Source organism: Cellulomonas hominis (assembly GCF_014201095.1).
GTDB classification, from domain to species: domain Bacteria; phylum Actinomycetota; class Actinomycetes; order Actinomycetales; family Cellulomonadaceae; genus Cellulomonas; species Cellulomonas hominis.
The window spans coordinates 4,469,478-4,489,147 of sequence record NZ_JACHDN010000001.1 but is presented as its reverse complement, the minus strand read 5'-3'; the positions used below and the strand labels follow the sequence as shown (position 1 = coordinate 4,489,147).

Below are 19,670 nucleotides of genomic sequence, written 5' to 3'. Positions count from 1 at the left end.
GCTGCTGCTCTCCGACATCACCAACCCGGTGTACTTCGACCTCGTCCGCGGCGCCGAGCGCGTGTCGGCGGCGACGGGGTCGTCCCTCTTCCTCGCGGAGTCGCAGGAGTCGGCCGAGGCGGAGCTGGACGCGGCGCGGCGGTTGCAGGTCGCGTCCGACGGCCTGGTGCTCGTCGCCTCGCGCCTCGAGGACGACACGGTCCGGGCGCTGGCCGCGGAGAAGCCGCTGGTGCTCGTCAACCGCCAGGTCGACGGCGTCCCCGGCCTCGTCCCCGACGTCGTCCCGGGCATCCGGAGCGCGCTCGACCACCTGCGCGATCTCGGGCACCGCTCGCTGGCGTACCTGTCGGGGCCGCCGACGTCCTGGATGAGCCGGACGCGCTGGGAGATCCTGCTCGACCAGGCGGTGGAGCGCGGGATGTCGATCGTCGAGATCGGACCCGGGGTGCCGACCATGGAGGGCGGGGAGGCGACGCTCCGGCGCGTGCTCGCCTCGGGTGCCACCGCGGTGCTGGCGTTCAACGACCTCATGGCGATCGGCCTGCTCCAGGCCTGCCGGGAGGCGGACGTGGCCGTGCCCGGGCGACTGAGTCTCGTGGGCTTCGACGACATCTTCGGCACGGCGCTGACGACGCCGGCGATCACCACCGTGCGCAGCCCGCTCGGGGAGATCGGGGCCGCCGCGGTGCGCGAGCTGCTGGCGGCGGTGGACGGCGCCGAGGTCGGGGCGCACGAGGCGCCGGCGACCGAGCTCGTGGTGCGGAGCTCGACGGCTCCGCCGGCGGGCTGACGCCCGCCGGCGGACGTCGTCAGCCCCGCGGGGCGGCGGACCGGACGGGGCGGCCCGGGGTGACGCCGTTCTCGTTGAAGGCGTCGACCGCGAACCAGGTGTCCTCGTCGGCGTTCAGCGAGGGGACCTCGAGCTCGGTCACCCCGTGCACCAGCCAGCTCCGGTAGAGCTTGTCCGCCGCGCGGCCGTAGCGGATGTTGTACCCGTGCGCCGAGGGCGCGGCCGGCCAGCGCAGGTGCGCGGTGCGGGGTTCGACCCGCACGACCTGCGGCTCCACCGCCTCCGGTGCCGTCCCGCGCCCGCGGCCGAACACGCGCAGCCCGCTCACGGCGAACGCGGCACCGAACGGCATCCGCCCGCCGGTGACCCGGACGTGCCGCAGGCCGCGCGGTGCGTCCAGGACGACGAGGCCGTGCGGGCGGTCGCCCCCGCCCCTGCCGTCGTGCAGCGTGATCCACGAGCTCCCGTCCACCGACCCCTCGACGAGGTACTCGGCCGGCTCGTGCTCCGGGACGACGGCCCGCCACGTGTGGCCGCCGTCGGAGCCCTGGGTGAGCAGCGGCGCGAGCGCGGCCAGGTCGTGGTCGGCGACGTTCACCTGGATCGCGGACACGTCGACGACGCCGCCCAGGTCCAGCCCGACCCAGGCGCCGGCCTCGCGGTCCGCGGCGGCCCACCAGGTGCGCACGTCCTCGTCCGTGGCGAGGCCGGGCGGGTGCTCGTCGGCGTGCGACGACGCTGTCGCGGTGGCGCCGTACGAGAGCAGCATCCACTCCGGCTCGCGCTGCGCCCACGGGTCGAACGGGCCGTCCGGCACCCGGTAGGGGTAGTCGGCGAAGTTCTGGTTGCAGAAGAGCACCCCGTCCTCGTCGAACCCGGCGGGGAAGAGGCCGACCCGCCGCTCGAAGGGGTGGTGGACGCTGATCCGCATGGTCGCCGCGTGCCACCAGTTGCCGTGCTCGTCCTGGAAGGTGCTGCCGTGCCCGGCGCCGGGGATGAACCCGCCGGGCTTGGACGAGAACGGGCTGTGGCCGTCGTAGGTGAACGGCCCGAGCGGGTCGTCCGCCGTCGCGTACCCGTCGGCGTAGGTGTTCCACTGCGTGCCCGGCGCCGCGTACTGCAGGTAGTACCGGCCGTCGTGGCGGGTCATCCACGCGCCCTCGATGTACGGCCGCGACCCGCTGAACGTCGCGACCCGCCGCTCGAGCTCCGTCCGGGGGACCGGGATCCGGTAGTCCTCGCCGGTGCGCTCCCAGCCGCGGTGCTCGACGTCGGCCGCGAGCAGCGTGACGGGCTCGCCGACGGGCCGCAGGTCGGGGCCGAGCTCGACGCCGCGGATCGGCTCGACGTCGTCGCAGCCCCAGTACAGGTAGGTCCGGCCGTCCTCGTCCTGGAACACCGCCGGGTCCCAGAACGGGAAGGTCCCGGGAGAGACCTCGGTGAAGTCGTCGGCGAGCGGGTCCTCGCTGCGGAAGAACGGGGAGTCGGATCCCTTGCGGGACGCGCTGATGACGAGTGCGCCGTCGACCTCGTGGACATCGGGGGCGTAGTCGTACGTCGGGAGCTTCTCCGTCGGCCGGTACTCCCAGTCCAGGAGGTCGGTGGAGTGCCAGAAGCCGCGGGACATCGACACGAACAGGTAGTAGCGCCCCCGGAACCGCACGATCGACGGGTCGGCGCCCTCGCGGTGCACGGACCGGGTCGCGGGGCCGAGGCGCACGCCGTCCACCTGCCCGGTGAACCGGACGTCCTGGTAGCGGTAGGCGAGGTCCAGCGGGTTGCAGGCGTAGCGCGTCGTCGGGTTCGTCATCGAGCCTCCAGGGAGCACGTCGGGGCCCGCGCGCTCGCGCGGGCGCTCCATGCCTACCGCACCCGGCCAGGGAAAGACAATCGATTGCCTCACGTCGGTGCACGAGGCCGCTCACCCTGGTGACGGCCCGGCGCCCGGCCCGTGGCGCAACCGATTGCCATCTGTCGCCGCGCGTGCGACCATCGGTGCCGCAGCCGCCCGGCTGACCCGTCGACGACGCCGAGGACGAGGTGCCCTCCATGCCCAGCCTGAACCGCAGCGCGCTGCCCGCACTCGGGGCGGACGTGCGCCCCCGGACCCTCCCGTGGGAGCTGCGACCCCGCACGGTGCACTTCGGGCTCGGGGCGTTCACCCGGGCGCACCAGTCGGTGTACACGGAGGGCGCGGCTGCGGCGACCGGCTCCGGCTGGGGGATCGCCGCCGTCGAGCCGCGGATGCCCGCGGCCGCCGCGGCCCTGGCGGCGCAGGACGGGCTGTTCTCCGTGACCGAGCTGCGCCCGGGCGGGCCCCGGACCCGCGTGGTGGGATCCGTCGCGGAGGCCCTCACGCTCCAGGGCGACGGCGACCGGCTGGTCGAGCTGCTCACCGACCCCGAGGTCGCGGTCGTCACCGCGACGATCACGGAGAAGGGCTACTACCGGGTCCCGGGCACGGACCGCCTCGATGTGGCGCACCCCGAGGTGGCGGCGGACCTCGCGGCGACCGGCGCGGCCGGCAAGCCGACCGCGCAGACGGTGGTCGGCAGGATCGCCGAGCTGCTCGCCGCCCGCTACCGGGCCGAGGGCGCGCCGGTGTCGGTGGTGTCCTGCGACAACATGGCCGGCAACGGCCGGGCGCTCGGGCACGTGGTGCGGGACTTCGTCGCGCACTCGGGCTGGGCCGACCGGGACGCCGTCCTGGAGTGGGCGGAGCGCTCGGTCGCGTTCCCGCAGACGATCGTGGACCGGATCGTGCCGGCGACGACCGCCGAGACGCTCGAGCGGGCCGCGGCCGCGCTCGGGGCCGACGACGCGATGGCCGTCGCCGGCGAGGAGTACCGCCAGTGGGTCCTCGAGGACGTGTTCGCGGCCGAGCGGCCGGCGTGGGAGACGGACGGCGCCCTGGTCGTCCCCGACATCGCGCCGTACCAGCTCATGAAGCTGCGCATGCTCAACGGGTCGCACTCGGCGCTGGCCTACCTCGGTCTGGCCGCCGGCCTGGACACCGTGGCGGCCGCGATGGCCGGCCCGTGGGGCGAGGGGCTCGTGCGCGCGCTGTGCGCCGAGGTCGCGCCGACCCTGCCGCGCGCGGAGACCGACCCCGACGCGTACGCGGACACGCTCGTGGCGCGCTTCGCGAACGGGGCGGTCGCGCACCAGCTCCGCCAGATCGGCTCCGACGGCTCGCTGAAGGTCGTCGAGCGCTGGCTGGAGCCGCTGCGTGCCCTGCGCGCGCAGCACCGCCCGACGCCCGTCCTCGAGCTGGCCCTCGCGGCGTGGGCGAACGCGACGCGCCCCGAGCTGCGCGCCTCGGGGGAGCAGCGCTACGGCACCGCCGACCCCGCAGCCGCGGACCTCGCGCGCGCCTGGACCGCGGACGGCGCCGCCGGGCCTGCGGGCGCGGTCGCCGGCCTGCTGCGGTCCGTCGGCGCACCGGACCTGGCCGAGGACGCCGGCCTGGTCGCCGCCGTCGCCGAGCGCGTCCCCGCCGTGGCCGCCGGCCGCGTCGACCTGTGACCCCTTCCCGCCGGGCCCCCACCGGGGCACCGACCTCACCGACGAGGAGCATGACCATGGAGCAGACCTGGCGCTGGTTCGGGCCGGACGACCCGATCACCCTGGCCGACATCAAGCAGACGGGCGCGACGGGCATCGTCACCGCGCTGCACGAGATCCCGAACGGCGAGGTGTGGCCCGTCGAGGCGATCGCCGCCCGCAAGGCGATGATCGAGAGGGCGGGCCTGACGTGGTCCGTCGTCGAGTCGATCCCGCTGCACGAGGGCATCAAGCGCGGCGACGCCGACCGCGACAGGTACCTGGAGACCTACGCGCAGTCGGTCCGGAACCTCGCCGCGTGCGGCATCGACGTCGTCTGCTACAACTTCATGCCGATCCTGGACTGGACCCGCACGGACCTGCGGTACGCGTTGCCCGACGGCGGCTGGGCGCTGCGGTTCGACCAGGACGCGTTCGCCGTGTTCGACCTGCACCTGCTGAGGCGCGAGGGCGCCGAGGCGGAGTACACGGACGCCGAGCGCGCCCGCGCCCGGGCGACGTTCGAGGCGATGTCGGCCGAGGACCGCGACCAGCTGGTCCGGAACATCATCGCCGGGCTCCCCGGCTCGGAGGAGACCCACACGGTCGAGTCGCTGCGCGTGACCTTGAAGTCCTACGCGGGCGTCGACGCCGACGCGCTGCGGGAGAACCTCGGGTACTTCCTGCGGGCGATCATCCCGGTCGCCGAGGAGGTCGGCGTGCGGATGGCGATCCACCCCGACGACCCGCCGCGCCCGCTGCTCGGCCTGCCCCGCGTGGTCTCGACGCAGGCCGACGCCCAGTGGCTGCTCGACGCCGTGCCGTCGGTCGCGAACGGCCTGACGTTCTGCACCGGGTCCTACGGGGTGCGGCCGGACAACGACCTGGTCGCGATGGCGCGGGCGTTCGCGCCGAGGATCTACTTCGCGCACCTGCGCTCCACCCGGCGGGAGGCCGACCCGCGGACCTTCCACGAGTCGCACCACGTGGGCGGGGACGTGGACATGGTGGGCGTGATCCGCGAGCTGGTCCTGGAGCTGCGGCGGCGCGAGGCCGAGGGCGGGCCCCGCATCCCGATGCGGCCCGACCACGGCCACCAGCTGCTCGACGACCAGCGCCGCCGGTCCAACCCCGGCTACTCGCTGATCGGCCGGCTCAAGGGCCTGGCCGAGCTGCGCGGCGTCGAGGCCGCGGTGCGGGCCCTGATCTGATGGCGACCGGCTCCGCGCCCCTCGATCGGCGCGCGCTCGTCCGGCGGCACAACCCCGTCCTGACCGGCGCGCACCCGGTCGACACCCTGACCGTCGGCAACGGCGACATCGCCATGACCGTCGACGTGTCCGGGTTGCAGACGTTCCCGGACCTCCACGAGCTGCGCCCCGACCCGCGCCGCGTGGTCAGCGACGGCACCGCGGGCCTGCCCGAGCAGCGGCAGCGCCCGTTCGACCGGGACGACTTCCAGATCCCGCTCCGGGTCGAGTCCACCTGGGGCTGGTACGCCACGCGGGGGCGGCGCCCGTACCGGCAGGAGGAGGCGGCCACCACCTACGCGACCGCGCGGGGACCGGTGCCGTACCTCGACCGGATGGGCATCCAGCGGGCGGGCGACCCGCTGTCGGAGGACGTCGAGCCCGCGGCCTGGCTGACGTACAACCCGCGGCGCATGCACCTGGGCCGGCTCGCCCTGGTGGACGCCGACGGTCGGCCGCTCGGCGACCCGGGCCGCCTGACGGACCCGCGCACCGAGCTCGACCTCTGGACCGGCGTCGTTCTGGCGGAGTACCGCCTGGACGGCGAGCCCGTCGAGGTGACGACGGTCGCCGATCCCGCGGCGCACCGGTTCGCTGTGCGGGTGACGTCCCCGCTGCTGGCGCGCGGGCTCGCCGTCGCGTGGGTGTTCGACCCGCAGCGCGACGACCTCGCCTGGTTCGAGCAGCCCGTGGACGCCGGCACCCGGTGGCAGCAGCCCGCGCCAGGCCGGGCCACCGCGCAGCGCCGCGTCGAGTCCTCCGCGTACGAGGTCGACGTCGTCTCCGACGGGTTCCTCACCGTCGCGGAGGGCGGCGGGCAGGTGGTGGCCCGCAGCGCATCCGGCTCCCTGGAGCTCGTCGTGGCGCTGCGCCCGGAGGGTGTCGAGCCGCCGGCGCCCGCGCGGTTCGCCGACGTCCTGGGGGCCGCCGAGCACTGGTGGGCCGGCTACTGGGGCTCCGGCGCCGCCGTCAGCCTGGCCGGGAGCACGGACCCGGCGGCGGCCGAGCTGGAGCGCCGGATCGTGCTCTCGCAGTACCTCATGGCCGTCAACAGCGCGGGGTCGGCGCCGCCGGCCGAGACCGGGCTGACCTACAACACCTGGACGGGCAAGTTCCACCTCGAGATGCACTGGTGGCACGGCGCGCACTTCCCGATGTGGGGTCGCGGGCACCTGCTGGAGCGGTCGCTGCCCTGGTACCACGGCGCGCTCGGGTCCGCCCGCGCGACCGCCCGGGCGCAGGGCTACCGGGGGGCGCGGTGGCCGAAGCAGACCGACCTGTCCGCGCGGGAGTCCCCGAGCGTGATCGGCGTCTTCCTGGTGTGGCAGCAGCCGCACCTCATCCACCTGCTCGAGCTGCTGCTCGCCGAGGGTCGCGGCGGGGAGTTCCTCGCGGAGCACTACCCGCTCGTCGAGGCGACCGCTGACTTCATGGCCGACTTCGCCGAGGAGCGCGACGGCGCGTACGTCCTGCCGCCCCCGCTCATCCCGGCGCAGGAGAGCTACCTGGTCGACCGGGAGACCGTGACTAACCCGACGTTCGAGCTGGCCTACTGGGCGTGGGCGCTCGGCGTCGCGAACCGGTGGCGGGAGCGCCTCAACCTGGCGCCGCGGGAGGACTGGGCGCGGGTGGCCGACGGGATGCACCGTCCGGCCCTCATGCCCGACGGGACGTACGCGGCGATCGAGTCCGCGCCGCACCTGATCCGCAAGGACCACCCGTCGATGCTCATGGCCCTCGGCTGGCTGCCGGACACCCCGCTCGTCGACGCCGGCACGATGGCCGCGACGCTCGACGAGGTCTGGCGCAGCTGGGACCTGCAGTCCAGCTGGGGCTGGGACTACCCGGTCATGGCGATGACCGCCGCCCGGCTCGGGGACCTGCGCCGCGCGCTGGACGCCCTGCTCCTGGAGTCGCCGAAGAACGTGTTCCTGCCCAACGGCCACAACCCCCAGATGCCCGGCTTCCTCACGTTGTACCTGCCGGCCAACGGCGGGCTGCTCGCCGCCGTGGCCCACCTCGCGGCGGCGGTCGCGGACGGCGTCCCCCTGCCGCCCGGGTGGGTGCTCGACGCCGAGGGCTTCGCCCCCTTCCCCCGGGGCGACCGCCCCGACGCCACCTGACCCACCCCGACCCGAGAGGCCGTCATGCCCCTGCGTCCCGTGTTCTCGTCGACCCCCTGGTACGGCGGCGACTACAACCCCGAGCAGTGGCCGGAGGAGGTGTGGGACGAGGACGTGCGGCTGATGCGGCGGGCCGGCGTGAACCTGGCGACCGTCGGGGTGTTCTCCTGGGCCCGGCTCGAGCCGCGCGAGGGCGAGTACGACTTCGCGTGGCTCGACCGCGTGCTCGACACCCTGCATGCCGCCGGCGTCCGGGTCGACCTGGCGACCGCGACCGCGTCGCCGCCGCCGTGGCTGGCGCGCGCCTACCCGCAGACCCTCCCCGTGACCGCCGACGGCGTCCGCCTGTGGCCCGGGTCGCGCCAGGCGTACTGCCCGAGCTCGCCGGAGTTCCGCGCCGCGGCGGGGCGCCTGGTGCGGGCGATCGCCGAGCGGTACGGCGACCACCCCGCGCTGGCGCTGTGGCACATCTCCAACGAGTACGGCTGCCACGTGGCCCGGTGCTGGTGCGACGCGTCGGCCGCGGCGTTCCGGCGCTGGCTCGAGGAGAAGTACGGCGACGTCGCGACGCTCAACGACGCCTGGGGGACCGCGTTCTGGTCGCAGCGCTACGACTCCTTCGACGAGGTCGTCCCGCCCCGCGCGACGCCGGCGTACCACAACCCCACCCAGCAGCTCGACTTCGACCGGTTCAGCTCCGACGAGCTGCTGGCGTGCTTCCTGGCCGAGAAGGCGATCCTGCGCGAGGTGACTCCGGAGGTCCCGGTGACCACCAACTTCATGGGCGTGTTCCGCGGCGCCGACTACTGGCGCTGGGCGCCGCACGTCGACGTCGTCTCCGACGACCTGTACCCGGACCCCGCCGACCCGGACGGCGCCCGGACGGCGGCGATGGCCCGGGACCTCATGCGCTCGCTCGGACGCGGCCGCCCCTGGCTGCTCATGGAGCAGGCGGCGAACGCCGCGAACATGCGGCCGAGCAACGCCCCGAAGGCGCCCGGCCAGATGCGCGCCCTGTCCTACCAGGCGGTCGCGCGCGGCGCGGACGGGATCCTGTTCTTCCAGTGGCGGCAGTCGCGTGCGGGCGCCGAGTCGTTCCACTCGGCGATGCTGCCGCACGCCGGGACGGACACCCGCGTCTTCCGGGAGGTCGAGGAGCTCGGGGCCGAGCTGCGCGGGCTCGGCCGGGTCCTCGGCACCACCCCGACCGCCCGGGCGGCGCTCGTCCTGGACTGGGACAGCTGGTGGGCGATCGAGCAGCGCGGCCTGCCGATGCACTCGAGCTACCTCGGGCTGGTGACGCCGTGGCACGCCGCGCTCACCGAGGCGGGCGTGCTGGTGGACCTCGTGCACGGCGACGAGGACCTGACCGGTTACTCGCTGGTCGTCGTGCCCAGCATGTTCGTCGCCACGGACGCGCAGATCGCCGCGCTGGACGCGGCCGCCCGGGCGGGTGCGACGGTCCTGGTGACGGCCCAGTCGGCGATCGTCGACGAGTCGATGCACGTCCGGCTCGGCGGGTACCTCGGCGGACTGCAGCAGACCCTGGGCGTCTGGGTGGAGGAGTTCGTCCCGCTCGCGGGGGCGTGGCAGCGCCCGGGCTCCTTCCCGGTCCGGGACGAGGCGACGGTCGCCCCCACGGTCGCCCTGGCCGGAGCGGACCTGCCCGCGGACGCGACGGGCGTCGAGTGGAGCGAGGTGGTCCGGCTGCACGATGCCGAGGTGCGCGCGCGGTTCGCCGGAGGCGGGGTGCTCGACGGGCAGCCGGCGCTCACCCGCCGCGCCACCGGTGAGGGCGCAGCCTGGTACCTGGCCACCCGGCTCGGCGCCGCGGACACCGCCGCGCTGGTCGCGGTGCTGCTCGCGGAGGCCGGCATCGCACCGGCGCCCGTGCACCGCGGCGACGCCGGCGGCTGGGTCGAGTCCGTCCGGCGCGGCGACCTCACCTTCGTCATCAACCACGGCACCGCGCCGGTCGACCTCGACCTGCCGGGGACGGACCTGCTGTCCGGCTCCGCCGCCGCCGGTCTGCCCCTGCCCGCGCAGGGCGTCGCGGTCGTGGCGGAGGCGTGAGCAGCCGCCCGGTCGTCCCGGGGTTCTACCCCGACCCGACCGTCTGCCGGGTGGGCGACGACTACTACCTCGCGACCTCGTCGTTCGAGTACGCCCCTGGCGTGCCGCTGTTCCGCAGCACCGACCTGCTGAGCTGGACGCAGGTCGGCAACGTCCTCGACCGCCCGAGCCAGCTGACCGTGGCCGGGGGGCTGGCCGGCGCGTCGCGCGGGATCTACGCACCGACGCTCCGGCACCACGACGGCCGCTTCTGGATGGTCACGACCGACGTCGGCCGCATCGACGACGGCCACCTGCTCGTGCACGCCGCCGACCCGGCAGGTCCGTGGAGCGAGCCGGCGTTCACCGCCGGCGCCGTCGGTATCGACCCCGACCTCGCCTGGGACGGGCCGGACTGCTACCTCACCTGGAAGCGTGAGGACGGGGGCGGCATCTGGCAGGCGCTGCTCGACCCGGAGACCGGCCGCCTGCTCTCCGAGCCCCGGCTGCTCTGGACCGGCACCGGGCTGGCCCAGACGGAGGGCCCGCACCTGCTGCGGCGGGGCCGGTGGTGGTACCTGGTGGTCGCCGAGGGCGGCACCGGCCGCGGGCACGCCGTCTCCGTCGCCCGCTCGGAGCGGCCGAGCGGTCCGTTCGCGGGCTGCCCGGCCAACCCGGTGCTCAGTCACCGGAGCCTGGACGGGCCGGTGCAGAGCACCGGGCACGGCGACCTCGTGGAGCGGCAGGACGGGACCTGGGCGATGCTGTACCTCGGCGTCCGCCCGGCAGGCTCGCCGCACCGGTTCCACGTGAACGGACGGGAGACGTTCCTGGCAGGCGTCGACTGGGTCGACGACTGGCCGGTGGTGGACGAGGACCGGTTCGACGTCCCCGCGGCGCGGACGTCCTTCGTGGACCGGTTCGCTGAACCGGAGCTCGACCCGCGCTGGGTGTCGCCGGGCCGGCACCCCGGGGAGTTCGCCGCGCCCGGGCCGGCGGGCCTGGAGCTGGCGCCGGGCCGGGCCCCGGTCGCCCGGGTCGCCGAGCGGATGCTCGCCGTCCGCACGCGCGACGAGCGGTGGACGGCCGTCGTCCGCCTGGCCCGCGGCGACGCGGCCGTCGTGGTGCGCATCGACGACGCGCACTGGGCCGGCGTCGAACGCGTGGGCGACCAGGTGCTCGCGCGGGCGGTGGTCGGGGACCTGGACCAGGTGCTCGATCGCGCCGTCGCGGGGACCGGCGAGGTGGACCTGCTGGTCCGGGCGGTTCCCGCGACGGGCGAGCGACGGCACCGCGGGCCCGACCGCCTCGAGCTGGGCCTCGTGGTCGACGGTCGCCCGCAGGTGCTCGCCGGGATCGACGGCCGTTACGTCTCCACCGAGGTGGCGGGCGGCTTCACGGGGCGCGTGCTCGGCGTCGAGGCGCTGCGCGGTCCGGCCGTCGTCCGGTCGGTGACGTACGCCGCCGAACCGGCGGACCCCGCGTCCTAGGACGTTCGTCGTGGGATAGCAACCGGTTGGCTGACACAACGATTCAACTCGCCACCGTTTGGCGCAGATCGGCGCGAAACCGCTGAAGGCATCCGATTGCCAAGTTGACACCGCTGAACGGTTCGACGTAGCGTCGCCGCGTCAGAGCCGATGACTTTCAAAGGTGAGGTCCATGCGTTCCAGCCGTAGTGCACAGTCCCCGTCCCGCCCGCTGCGTCGCCGTCCGGTGATGGCGGTCGGGACGCTCGCCATCGCCTCGTCGCTCGTCCTGGCGGGCTGCTCGTCCAGCGACGACTCCGGAGCCGACGACGGCGCCACCGGGGGCCAGGTCGAGCTGACCTTCATGAACCAGTCGCGGGGCCAGGAGGCCGCCCTCACGGAGCTGGCCGAGAAGTACACCGAGGAGACGGGGGTGAAGATCACCATCGACTCGCCCGGACCCACCGACTACCTGCCGAAGCTGCAGGCCAAGGCCCAGTCCGGCGACATGCCCGACGTCTACTCCTCGTTCAACGCCACGGACATGGCCGGCTTCTACAAGGCCGGCTGGGCGATGGATCTCAGCGACGAGCTCGCGGGGGAGTGGGGCGAGAACTTCTCCCCGGCGGTCATCGAGCTGTCGACGTTCAAGGACGGCAACAACCTGGACGTCCCCGCGGGCATCTACACCGCGCACTGGGAGGTGCAGACCTACGGCTTCCTCGTCGACCCGGACTCGACGGGCCTCGACCAGGCGAAGGCGCCCGAGACGATGGACGAGTTCATCGACGGCATCGCGGCGTCCGGGGACGGCAACTTCACGGTCGCCTCGTCGCTCACGCCGCAGCTCATCCAGTCGTACGCGTCGAACTGGCTGACCAACGAGGAGATCTCCGACACCTTCGACGGCAAGCTGCCGTGGGAGTCGGACGGCTGGCGCAACGCCTTCCAGCTGCTGGTCGACATGAAGGACGCCGGCATCCTCGCCAACGACGCGCTGCCGGGCGGCCAGGACGACAACCCGAACGTGGAGACCGCCTTCTTCAACAACCAGGAGGTCGGTTCCATCTTCGACGCGTCGCCCGGCGTGTCCGTGGGCCTGCGCACCGCGCCCGACTACGACAGCTACTTCTCGCTGGCGCTGCCCGCCGCGGCCGACGGCACCCAGGAGCCCCGCGCCCTGGGCCTCGCCGGCAAGGGCGCCGTCATCAACCCGAAGGGCGACCACCCCGAGGAGGCCCTCGCGTTCGTCAAGTGGCTCACCGAGCCCGACCAGCAGCGGGTCTTCGCCGAGCAGGCGTGGATCCTGCCCTCCAACCCGGAGCTGCTCGAGGGCGAGCTGCCCGCGCAGCTGGCCGGCTTCGCCTCGTCCATCGAGACGATGCAGGTGCTGGAGAACACCCCCACCACCGACGTCAACAACGCGATCAAGCGCGACGCGCAGAGCCTGGTGCTCGGCGAGATGACCGTGGACGAGGTGCTCGCCGACCTGCAGGCCGCACAGGACCTCAGCCAGTGACGACGACGTCCGCCGCCCCCGCTCGGCGCGCCCAGCGCGCGCCGAGCCGGGGGAGCGTCATGCGCCGGAACCTGATCGGCTGGATGTTCCTCGCGCCGGCGATCGCGCTGATCGGGCTCTTCACGATCACGCCGTTCGCCCAGGCGATCCTGCTGAGCTTCCAGTCGTGGGACGGCATCAGCCCGGACACCCCGTGGGTCGGGTTCGCCAACTACGAGTTCGTCTGGCACTACGACGCCTTCTGGGCGTCCATGAAGAACGTCGTCGTCTTCGCGGCCGTCGGGTTCTTCATCGGCAACGGCGTCGCGCTGCTGATGGCCACCGCGGTCAACCGGATCACGCGCGGCAAGACGTTCTTCCGCACCGTGTTCTACCTGCCCGGCGTCCTGTCCGTCGTCGTGGTCGGCATGCTCTTCTCCTCGATGCTCAACCCGCGGTCGGGTCTGATCAACAACGTGCTCGGCGCGGTCGGGCTCGAGTCCTGGCAGCAGAACTGGCTCGGCGACCCGTCGCTGGCCCTGCCGACGGTCGCCGCGGTGTTCGTCTGGTTCCACTGGGGGTTCGGCTTCCTGCTGTTCCTCGCCGGCCTCCAGGACATCCCGAACGAGCTGTACGAGGCCGCGAGCCTCGACGGCGCCCGCGGCTGGGCGAAGTTCCGCTACATCACGTGGCCGCACCTCGCGCCGGTCACGACGATCGTCAGCCTGCTCACGCTCCTCGCGGCGATGCAGATCTTCGGCACCGTCCAGGTGCTGACGAACGGCGGCCCGGGCTACCACACGATGGTCCCGACGCTGCTGATCTACGGCGAGGCGTTCACGAACTACCGGTACGGCAGCGCCGCGGCGATGTCGGTGATCTTCGGCGGGGCGCTCGTGATCCTGTCGCTGATCCAGCTCGGGCTGTCCAACAGGAGGTCGCGCGCATGAGCACGCTCAAGGGCCCCGAGGGCGCCCTGGTCACGTCGGTCGCGGCGGCGGGGGACGGCCCCGCGCTGGTCGCAGCCCCGGTGCGGCAGCGGCGCAGGATCCGGCCCGACCGGGTCGGCCTGTACGGACTGCTCGTCGTCGCGGCGGTCGTCTCGCTGTTCCCGCTGCTCTGGATGCTGTCCGGGTCGTTCCAGACCCTCGACGAGGTGCTCCGCGGGACGAGTCTGCTGCCCGCCGACCCGCAGTGGCACAACTACGTCACGGCGTGGGTGGAGGGCGAGCTCGGCCGGTACCTGCTCAACAGCATCCTGTACACCGGCGCCGCTGTCGTCGGCATCCTCGCGGCGGCGAGCATGGCCGGGTACGCCCTGGCCCGGCTGGACTTCGCGGGCAAGGGGCTGTTCCAGGCCATCATCCTGGCGGTCATGATCATCCCGGCCCCGGCGATGTTCCTCGCGCAGTACAAGCTGCTGATCTCCCTCGGGCTGAGCAACTCCCGCATCGGGTACATCTGCATCCTCATCACCGCGGGCATCCCGATGGCGACGCTCATCATGCGGAGCTTCTTCGCGAACCAGCCGCGGGACCTGGAGGAGGCCGCCCAGCTGGACGGCGCCTCGCCGCTGCGGGTGTTCGCGAGCGTGATCCTGCCGCTCGCCCGCCCGGGCATGGCGGCGGTCGCGGTGATCCAGGGGCTCGGCGCGTGGAACGAGTACCTGATGGCCCTCGTGATCTTCGACGACAACTCGTTGATGCCGGTCCAGCGCGGCCTGACGGCGTTCGTCTCGGCCGAGACCCCGCAGCAGCAGATCCTGCTCGCGGCCACGGCCATCTCGATCGTCCCGGTGATCGTGTTCTACATCCTGGCGCAGAAGCAGATCGTCAACGGCATCAGCGCCGGCGCCATCAAGTAGCACGCAGTTCGCGGCGGGTCCGGTGGACACCGGACCCGCCGCAGTGCCGTCCTCAGCCGCTGACGACCCTGGCGTCGCCGTCCGCGAGCCCGGGGGTGCTCACCCGCACCACGATCTCCCCGGGACCGGTGGGCCGGACGACCGCGAGGGCGCGGCCCTCGTAGGTCGTGCAGGTCGCGGCGTCGAACCGCTCGGCAGTGCTCGGGTTCCCCGTCCCGAGAGCTACGAGCCGGCCGGGTCCCTCGACCTCGACCGTCACCGGGACATCGCGGTCGGTCGGGACCGTCCCGTGCTCGTCGGCGAGGGCGAGGGCGACGTACGCCAGGTCGTCGTCCGCGGCGCGCACCGCGGGCCTCTCCGCGGTGGCGACCAGGCGGAGCTCCGCGTCCGCGGTGCGCAGCCGCGCCCGGCGTGTCGTCCCGTCCGGGGCCGTCGTGACAGCGACGACGTCACCGGGCTCGTAGACCGTCTCGAACCGCGCGAGGAACGGCTTGACCTCACCCACCTGCGCCGTGCCGACGGACCTGCCGTTGACGACGAGCTCGACCTGCGCGTCCGGGGTGTAGACGTCGACCGTGACGGGGGAGCCGGCGGGGACGTCCCAGGTCCAGCTCGCCGCGCTGTCCGACCACCCCCACGGGGTGCTGCCCGGGGTCTTGCCATGGTGCTGCGGGCGGTGGACGGCGAGATAGGGCTCGCGCCGCAGGCCGAACACGATCTCCCGGTAGTACGAGATCGTCCGTCGCACACCGGTGATGTCCAGGTCACCCGCGTGCGCGGTCAGGTACGGATACGGTCCGCTCATCGCGGGTCCGTCCCCGTCCTCGACGTAGGAGACGCGTCCGATCCCCGACTCGCCGAGGTAGTCCCAGCCCGTCCAGGTGAAGTCGCCGATGACGTGGCCGTGCCGGGTGACGGCCTCCCAGAGGGCGTCGATGTGGGAGGGGAAGGTCTCGCTGCCGACGACGACCCGGTGCGGGTACCGCTCGGCCTCCAGCGCGTACCGCGCGTCGCCGTAGTTCAACCCGAGGACGTCGAGCACGCCGGCGGACTCCTCGATGGCGTCGGTGACCAGGTCCGACGTGGCGAGCGCCGCGAGCATGTCACCCATCGACGCCATCGCTGCGTTGACGTCCGTCGTCCCGCCTCCAGGGGGCGCCATCGCCGCGAGCTTGTCGGCGGTGGCGACCATGGCGTTGATCCCGTTGGTGACGTACCGCGTGGGGTCGAGCTCGCGGATCTTCTCCGCCAGTCGCCGCCCCCAGGCGGAGCCGATGCCCGAGCCGGCCTCGAAGACCTCGTTGCCGATGGAGTAGAGCACCACGCTGGGGTGGTTGGCGTCCTTGGCGACCATCGCCTCGACATCCCGCTCCCACCACTCCGCGAACGTGAGCGCGGCGTCGAAGTCGGTCTTCCCCTTGGTCCACACATCGGTGAGCTCGTCCATCACCAGGACGCCCAGCCGGTCGCAGGCGTCCAGCGCCGAGCGGGCGAGGGGGTTGTGCGCGCTGCGGACCGCGTTGAAGCCTGCGCCCTTGAGCAGGGCGATCCGGCGCTCCTCGGCCCGCGCGACCGAGACGGCGCCCAGGGGCCCGTTGTCGTGATGCACGCACGCGCCGCGCAGCAGGACGGGTTCGCCGTTGAGGCGCAGCCCGTGCTCCGCGTCGAGCTGCAGGGTGCGGATGCCGAAGGTGGTCGACTCCGTGTCGAGAACGTCGGCACCCCGAGCGATCGTGGTCTCCAGCCGGTAGAGGTCGGGGGAGTCCGGGCTCCACAGGCGCGGTGCCGGGACGGGCAGGCGCAGGCGGGCGGTCGCGGGCTCGCCGGGCAGGACCGTGACCGGGACGGTGCTTTCGGCCACGACGGCGCCGTCCGCGTCGAGGACGCGGGTGCTCAGCCGGACGGTCGCCGCGGTGCGCGTCTCGTTCTCCAGCCGCGCCCCGACCTCGACCACGGCGCGCTCCGCGTCGACGTCGCGCGTGACCACCCGGACACCGTCGAGGGCCACATGGACCGGGTCGGCGACCAGCAGGTGGACAGGTCGGTAGATGCCGGCCCCGGTGTACCAGCGGCTGTCCAGGTGGGCGCGGGCCTCGACCGTGACGGTGTTCGGCTGCCCGTACCGGAGGAACGGGTCGGCGCGGACGGCGAACCCGGCGTACCCGTTCGGCCGCTGCGCGGCGAAGTCACCGTTGATCAGCACCACGGCGTCGCGGTACACACCTTCGAACTCGAGCGTCACAACGCGCTCGCGCCACGCCTCGGGGACGTCGAACGTCTTCTCGTAGGTGAACGCGCCCCCGGGGTGGTATCCCGTGGCCCCGCCCTCGGCACCGTCCGGGTCGCGGGCCAGGTCCCGCACCGCGTCGTGGGGCAGCGCGACCTCGAGCGGCGGCTCCGCCGGAGCGCCCAGCGTGCCGAACAGGCCGGGTCGGCGGCGCACCGTCCACCCGCTGGTGAAGGACTCGCGGATCATGGATCTCCTCACCCGCGCCGGCGCTGGCGCGGTCTTCTCGTACGGTCCCGCTCGCCGCGGGCGGCGTCATGACCGTAGCAGTTACCGCGCGTTAAGACGTGCGCACCCGTTCGGGGGATCCCCACGATCATCGGGGTTGACGCGCGTTAAGTCACGGTCGTAGCGTTCCCGCCGCGCAACGCTGCGCCCACCCGAGGAGGACCGATGTCCACACCAGCCGAGGAGCTGCCCGCCCCGCTCGCCGCCGGGCCAGGCGCCGCGGTTCCCGCACCGCCGGCCGCCGTCGGTCCGGCCGACCCGCCCCCGCCCGGGCGCTGGCTCTGGGTCGCGTACCCCGTGGCCCTGCTGGGCATCAACGCCGTCTGGGGCGCGGTCCTGCAGGTGCTGCTCGGGCGCCAGGTCGCCGAGCTGGTCGGGCCGGGGGCGGCCGCGGCCGGCACCCTCGGGGCCGTGGTCAGCGTCGGGGCCGTCTCGTCGCTGATCGCGCAGCCTCTGCTCGGGCGGCTGTCCGACCGCACCAGCGGCCGGTTCCTCGGCCGGCGCAATGTGTGGGTCCTCGGCTCGGCCGTCGCGGGGGCGGCCGCGCTGGTCGCCACCGGGCTGAGCGGGTCCACGGTCGTCGTCAGCGTCCTGTGGGCCGTCGCCATGTGGCCCCTGAGCGGCGTCCAGGCCGCCCTCACCGCGGTGCTGCCCGAGCGCATCCCCGTCGGACGACGCGGCGCCATGTCGGGCATCGCCGGGACCACGCAGATCCTCGGCGCCTTCGTCGGGGTCGCCGTCGCCGGGCAGGCGTCGACCGTGTCGGCGGGCTACCTCGCCGCCGCCGTCCTCCTCGTCGTGCCGAGCGCGCTGTTCGCCCTCACGACGCGCGACCCGTCCCGGGGGCGGCCCGCGCCGGCCCGCGCCGAGACCGCGGAGACCGGGGCGCGCTTCCCGACCTTCCGCAGCGCCCCCGACTTCTGGTGGACCTTCATCAGCCGGTTCCTGGTGATCTTCGCGTTCCAGCTCTCGATGGGGTTCCAGCTGTACACGCTGCGCGACTACATCCGCGTCGGCGACGGGTCGCTGGAAGCGGCGCAGACCGCTCTTGTCGGGATGAGCGGCATCAGCACGGTCGCCACGCTGCTCGCCTCGCTCCTGGCGGGCTTCGCCGCGGACCGGCTCGGCCGGCTCAAGCCGTTCGTCTTCGCGTCCGCCCTCATCGGCATCCCGGCATCCGTGGTGATCCTCGTGTCGCCCACGTACACCGGGGCGCTGGTCACGGCGGCGCTCACGGGGCTCGGCATGGGGGCGTACCTGTCCGTGGACCAGGCGCTTATCAGCCGCGTGATCCCCTCGCTGGACAACGCGGCGCGTGACCTGGGCCTCATCAACATCGCCAACGCGGGGCCCCAGGTCATCGCGCCGGTGATCGCCGGCGCGATCGTCGCGGCGACCGGCCGGTACGAGCTGCTGTACGTCCTGCTGGCGGTCTTCGTCGTCCCGGGGGCGCTCGCGGTGCTGCGGGTCCGGTCCGTGCGCTGAGCGCGGCCGTGCGCCGGTCGGTGTCGCGCCGCCCGGCGCACGGTCCGAGCCTCTAGGCTGGACGCCGTCCACCGGAGCGCAGGGGAGGTCGTGTGTCCGGGTCCCCGCGCACGCCCGCTCGCGCGGCCACCAGCCAGCAGGTGGCCGACCGCGCCGGCGTCTCCCGCCCGACCGTGAGCCAGGTGCTGAACGGGCGGGCGGCCCTGTTCGCCGCGGAGACGGTGGACAAGGTGCTGCGCGCCGCGGACGAGCTCGACTACCGGCCGTCGGTCGCCGGGCGGGCCCTCGCCCGGGGGCGCAGCGACATCGTCGTGCTCGCCCTGCCGTACGTGACCTACGGCCCGCTCCTGCAGGACATCGTCGACGGGCTCTCCGCGAGCCTGGCCGAACGCGGCTACGCGGCTCTCGTGCACTTCGCGGGCTCCGACCACGCCGCGACCGAGCGTCTGGTCGACCGCCTGCTGCCCGCCGCCGTGGCGGACCTCGGCGCGCTGACCGCAGCAGAGCGGGACCGGCTGCGCGAGCGCGGCGCGGTGGTGGTCGGCCCCGGCGGGGCGGCCACGAACGAGCTGGCGGGCGAGCTGCAGGCCGGCCACCTCGCGGACCGCGGGCACACGCGGCTGGACTTCGCCCTGATCGACGACCCCCGGCACGACCAGTACGGTCCGGAGCGCCTGCGCGGGTTCGCCCGCGCGTGCGCGCGCCGAGGGCTGGCCGAGCCGCGCACGTGGCACGTGCCGCTCGACCGGGACCGCGCGCGTGGGGTGCTGGAGGGCGCGCTCGGCGCGGACCGCCCGTCGGCGATGGGGTGCTACAACGACGACGTCGCCGCGACGCTCGCGGCGGCAGCACGGGACCTCGGGGTGCGCGTCCCGGAGGACCTGGCCCTCATCGGGATGGACGACACCGTCTCGGGCCGGGTCGCCGAGCCCGCCATCACCACGCTGGCGGCGGACTCGCGCCACGCCGGCGAGGTGTTCTCCGCTCAGCTCGTCGCGGCGCTGGACGGCGCGGACCTCCTCGACGACCCCGAGCCGGCGGCGAGCTTCCGGCTCGTCCGACGCGGATCGACCTGACCACC

13 protein-coding genes are annotated in these 19,670 nt (G+C 74.0%); 11 read left to right on the top strand and 2 right to left on the bottom strand.

Features of this window, described 5'->3' with window-relative positions:
• Window positions 1-790: LacI family DNA-binding transcriptional regulator (locus HNR08_RS21205; protein WP_183835266.1), on the top strand; the 790-nt coding region annotated here is incomplete at its 5' end.
• Window positions 791-809: 19 nt separating this feature from the next.
• Here the strand turns inward: HNR08_RS21205 and HNR08_RS21200 are convergent.
• On the bottom strand, window positions 810-2,600 hold the full coding sequence (locus tag HNR08_RS21200) for a family 43 glycosylhydrolase (RefSeq protein ID WP_146839492.1): 1,791 nt from the start codon (window positions 2,598-2,600) through the stop codon (window positions 810-812).
• A 239-nt stretch (window positions 2,601-2,839) separates the two neighbouring features.
• On the opposite strand from HNR08_RS21200, the gene HNR08_RS21195 reads away from it, so the two are divergent.
• The 8 genes from HNR08_RS21195 (at window position 2,840) to HNR08_RS21160 (ending at window position 14,589) form a co-directional block, all read left to right on the top strand.
• A complete protein-coding gene (locus HNR08_RS21195) occupies window positions 2,840-4,315 on the top strand; it encodes a mannitol dehydrogenase family protein (RefSeq protein WP_146839490.1) in 1,476 nt (491 codons plus the stop codon).
• Between the two features lie 56 nt (window positions 4,316-4,371).
• Window positions 4,372-5,544, top strand: a complete 1,173-nt coding sequence (gene uxuA, locus HNR08_RS21190; RefSeq protein ID WP_146839488.1) for a mannonate dehydratase — start codon at window positions 4,372-4,374, stop codon at window positions 5,542-5,544.
• Window positions 5,544-7,706 (top strand): hypothetical protein, encoded by a 2,163-nt coding sequence (locus HNR08_RS21185; protein ID WP_146839486.1) that lies wholly within the window; start codon window positions 5,544-5,546, stop codon window positions 7,704-7,706. Before uxuA ends, HNR08_RS21185 begins: the two co-directional genes overlap by 1 nt.
• Before the next feature lie 24 nt (window positions 7,707-7,730).
• Window positions 7,731-9,779 (top strand): beta-galactosidase, encoded by a 2,049-nt coding sequence (locus tag HNR08_RS21180; protein WP_146839484.1) that lies wholly within the window; start codon window positions 7,731-7,733, stop codon window positions 9,777-9,779.
• Window positions 9,776-11,248: a glycoside hydrolase family 43 protein gene (locus tag HNR08_RS22870; protein ID WP_146839482.1), complete on the top strand. Its 1,473-nt coding sequence runs from the start codon at window positions 9,776-9,778 to the stop codon at window positions 11,246-11,248. Before HNR08_RS21180 ends, HNR08_RS22870 begins: the two co-directional genes overlap by 4 nt.
• 172 nt (window positions 11,249-11,420) lie before the next feature.
• Window positions 11,421-12,746 (top strand): ABC transporter substrate-binding protein, encoded by a 1,326-nt coding sequence (locus HNR08_RS21170; RefSeq protein ID WP_146839480.1) that lies wholly within the window; start codon window positions 11,421-11,423, stop codon window positions 12,744-12,746.
• A gap of 59 nt (window positions 12,747-12,805) precedes the next feature.
• Complete coding sequence (locus HNR08_RS21165) at window positions 12,806-13,675, top strand: carbohydrate ABC transporter permease (protein WP_146839479.1); 870 nt, start codon at window positions 12,806-12,808, stop codon at window positions 13,673-13,675.
• Window positions 13,672-14,589, top strand: a complete 918-nt coding sequence (locus HNR08_RS21160) for a carbohydrate ABC transporter permease (RefSeq protein WP_146839477.1) — start codon at window positions 13,672-13,674, stop codon at window positions 14,587-14,589. The genes HNR08_RS21165 and HNR08_RS21160 overlap by 4 nt, the downstream gene beginning before the upstream one ends.
• A gap of 52 nt (window positions 14,590-14,641) precedes the next feature.
• Here HNR08_RS21160 and HNR08_RS21155 read toward each other — a convergent pair whose 3' ends face one another.
• Window positions 14,642-17,065 (bottom strand): glycoside hydrolase family 2 TIM barrel-domain containing protein, encoded by a 2,424-nt coding sequence (locus tag HNR08_RS21155; RefSeq protein ID WP_146840235.1) that lies wholly within the window; start codon window positions 17,063-17,065, stop codon window positions 14,642-14,644.
• A 204-nt stretch (window positions 17,066-17,269) separates the two neighbouring features.
• Here HNR08_RS21155 and HNR08_RS21150 point away from each other — a divergent pair, with 204 nt between their 5' ends.
• Entirely contained in the window at window positions 17,270-18,589 is a 1,320-nt protein-coding gene (locus HNR08_RS21150) for an MFS transporter (RefSeq protein ID WP_146840232.1), read from the top strand.
• Between the two features lie 92 nt (window positions 18,590-18,681).
• A complete protein-coding gene (locus tag HNR08_RS22865; protein WP_146840230.1) occupies window positions 18,682-19,665 on the top strand; it encodes a LacI family DNA-binding transcriptional regulator in 984 nt (327 codons plus the stop codon).
• The last annotated feature ends 5 nt before the right edge of the window (window positions 19,666-19,670 follow it).

Coding starts and splice junctions, on each gene's coding strand:
- HNR08_RS21180 (WP_146839484.1), top strand. CDS start 7,731: ATGCCCCTGCGTCCCGTGTTCTCGTCGACCCCCTGGTACGGCGGCGAC.
- HNR08_RS21150 (WP_146840232.1), top strand. CDS start 17,270: ATGTCCACACCAGCCGAGGAGCTGCCCGCCCCGCTCGCCGCCGGGCCA.
- HNR08_RS21170 (WP_146839480.1), top strand. CDS start 11,421: ATGCGTTCCAGCCGTAGTGCACAGTCCCCGTCCCGCCCGCTGCGTCGC.
- HNR08_RS21185 (WP_146839486.1), top strand. CDS start 5,544: ATGGCGACCGGCTCCGCGCCCCTCGATCGGCGCGCGCTCGTCCGGCGG.
- HNR08_RS21160 (WP_146839477.1), top strand. CDS start 13,672: ATGAGCACGCTCAAGGGCCCCGAGGGCGCCCTGGTCACGTCGGTCGCG.
- uxuA (WP_146839488.1), top strand. CDS start 4,372: ATGGAGCAGACCTGGCGCTGGTTCGGGCCGGACGACCCGATCACCCTG.
- HNR08_RS21155 (WP_146840235.1), bottom strand. CDS start 17,065: ATGATCCGCGAGTCCTTCACCAGCGGGTGGACGGTGCGCCGCCGACCC.
- HNR08_RS21195 (WP_146839490.1), top strand. CDS start 2,840: ATGCCCAGCCTGAACCGCAGCGCGCTGCCCGCACTCGGGGCGGACGTG.
- HNR08_RS21200 (WP_146839492.1), bottom strand. CDS start 2,600: ATGACGAACCCGACGACGCGCTACGCCTGCAACCCGCTGGACCTCGCC.
- HNR08_RS21165 (WP_146839479.1), top strand. CDS start 12,806: ATGCGCCGGAACCTGATCGGCTGGATGTTCCTCGCGCCGGCGATCGCG.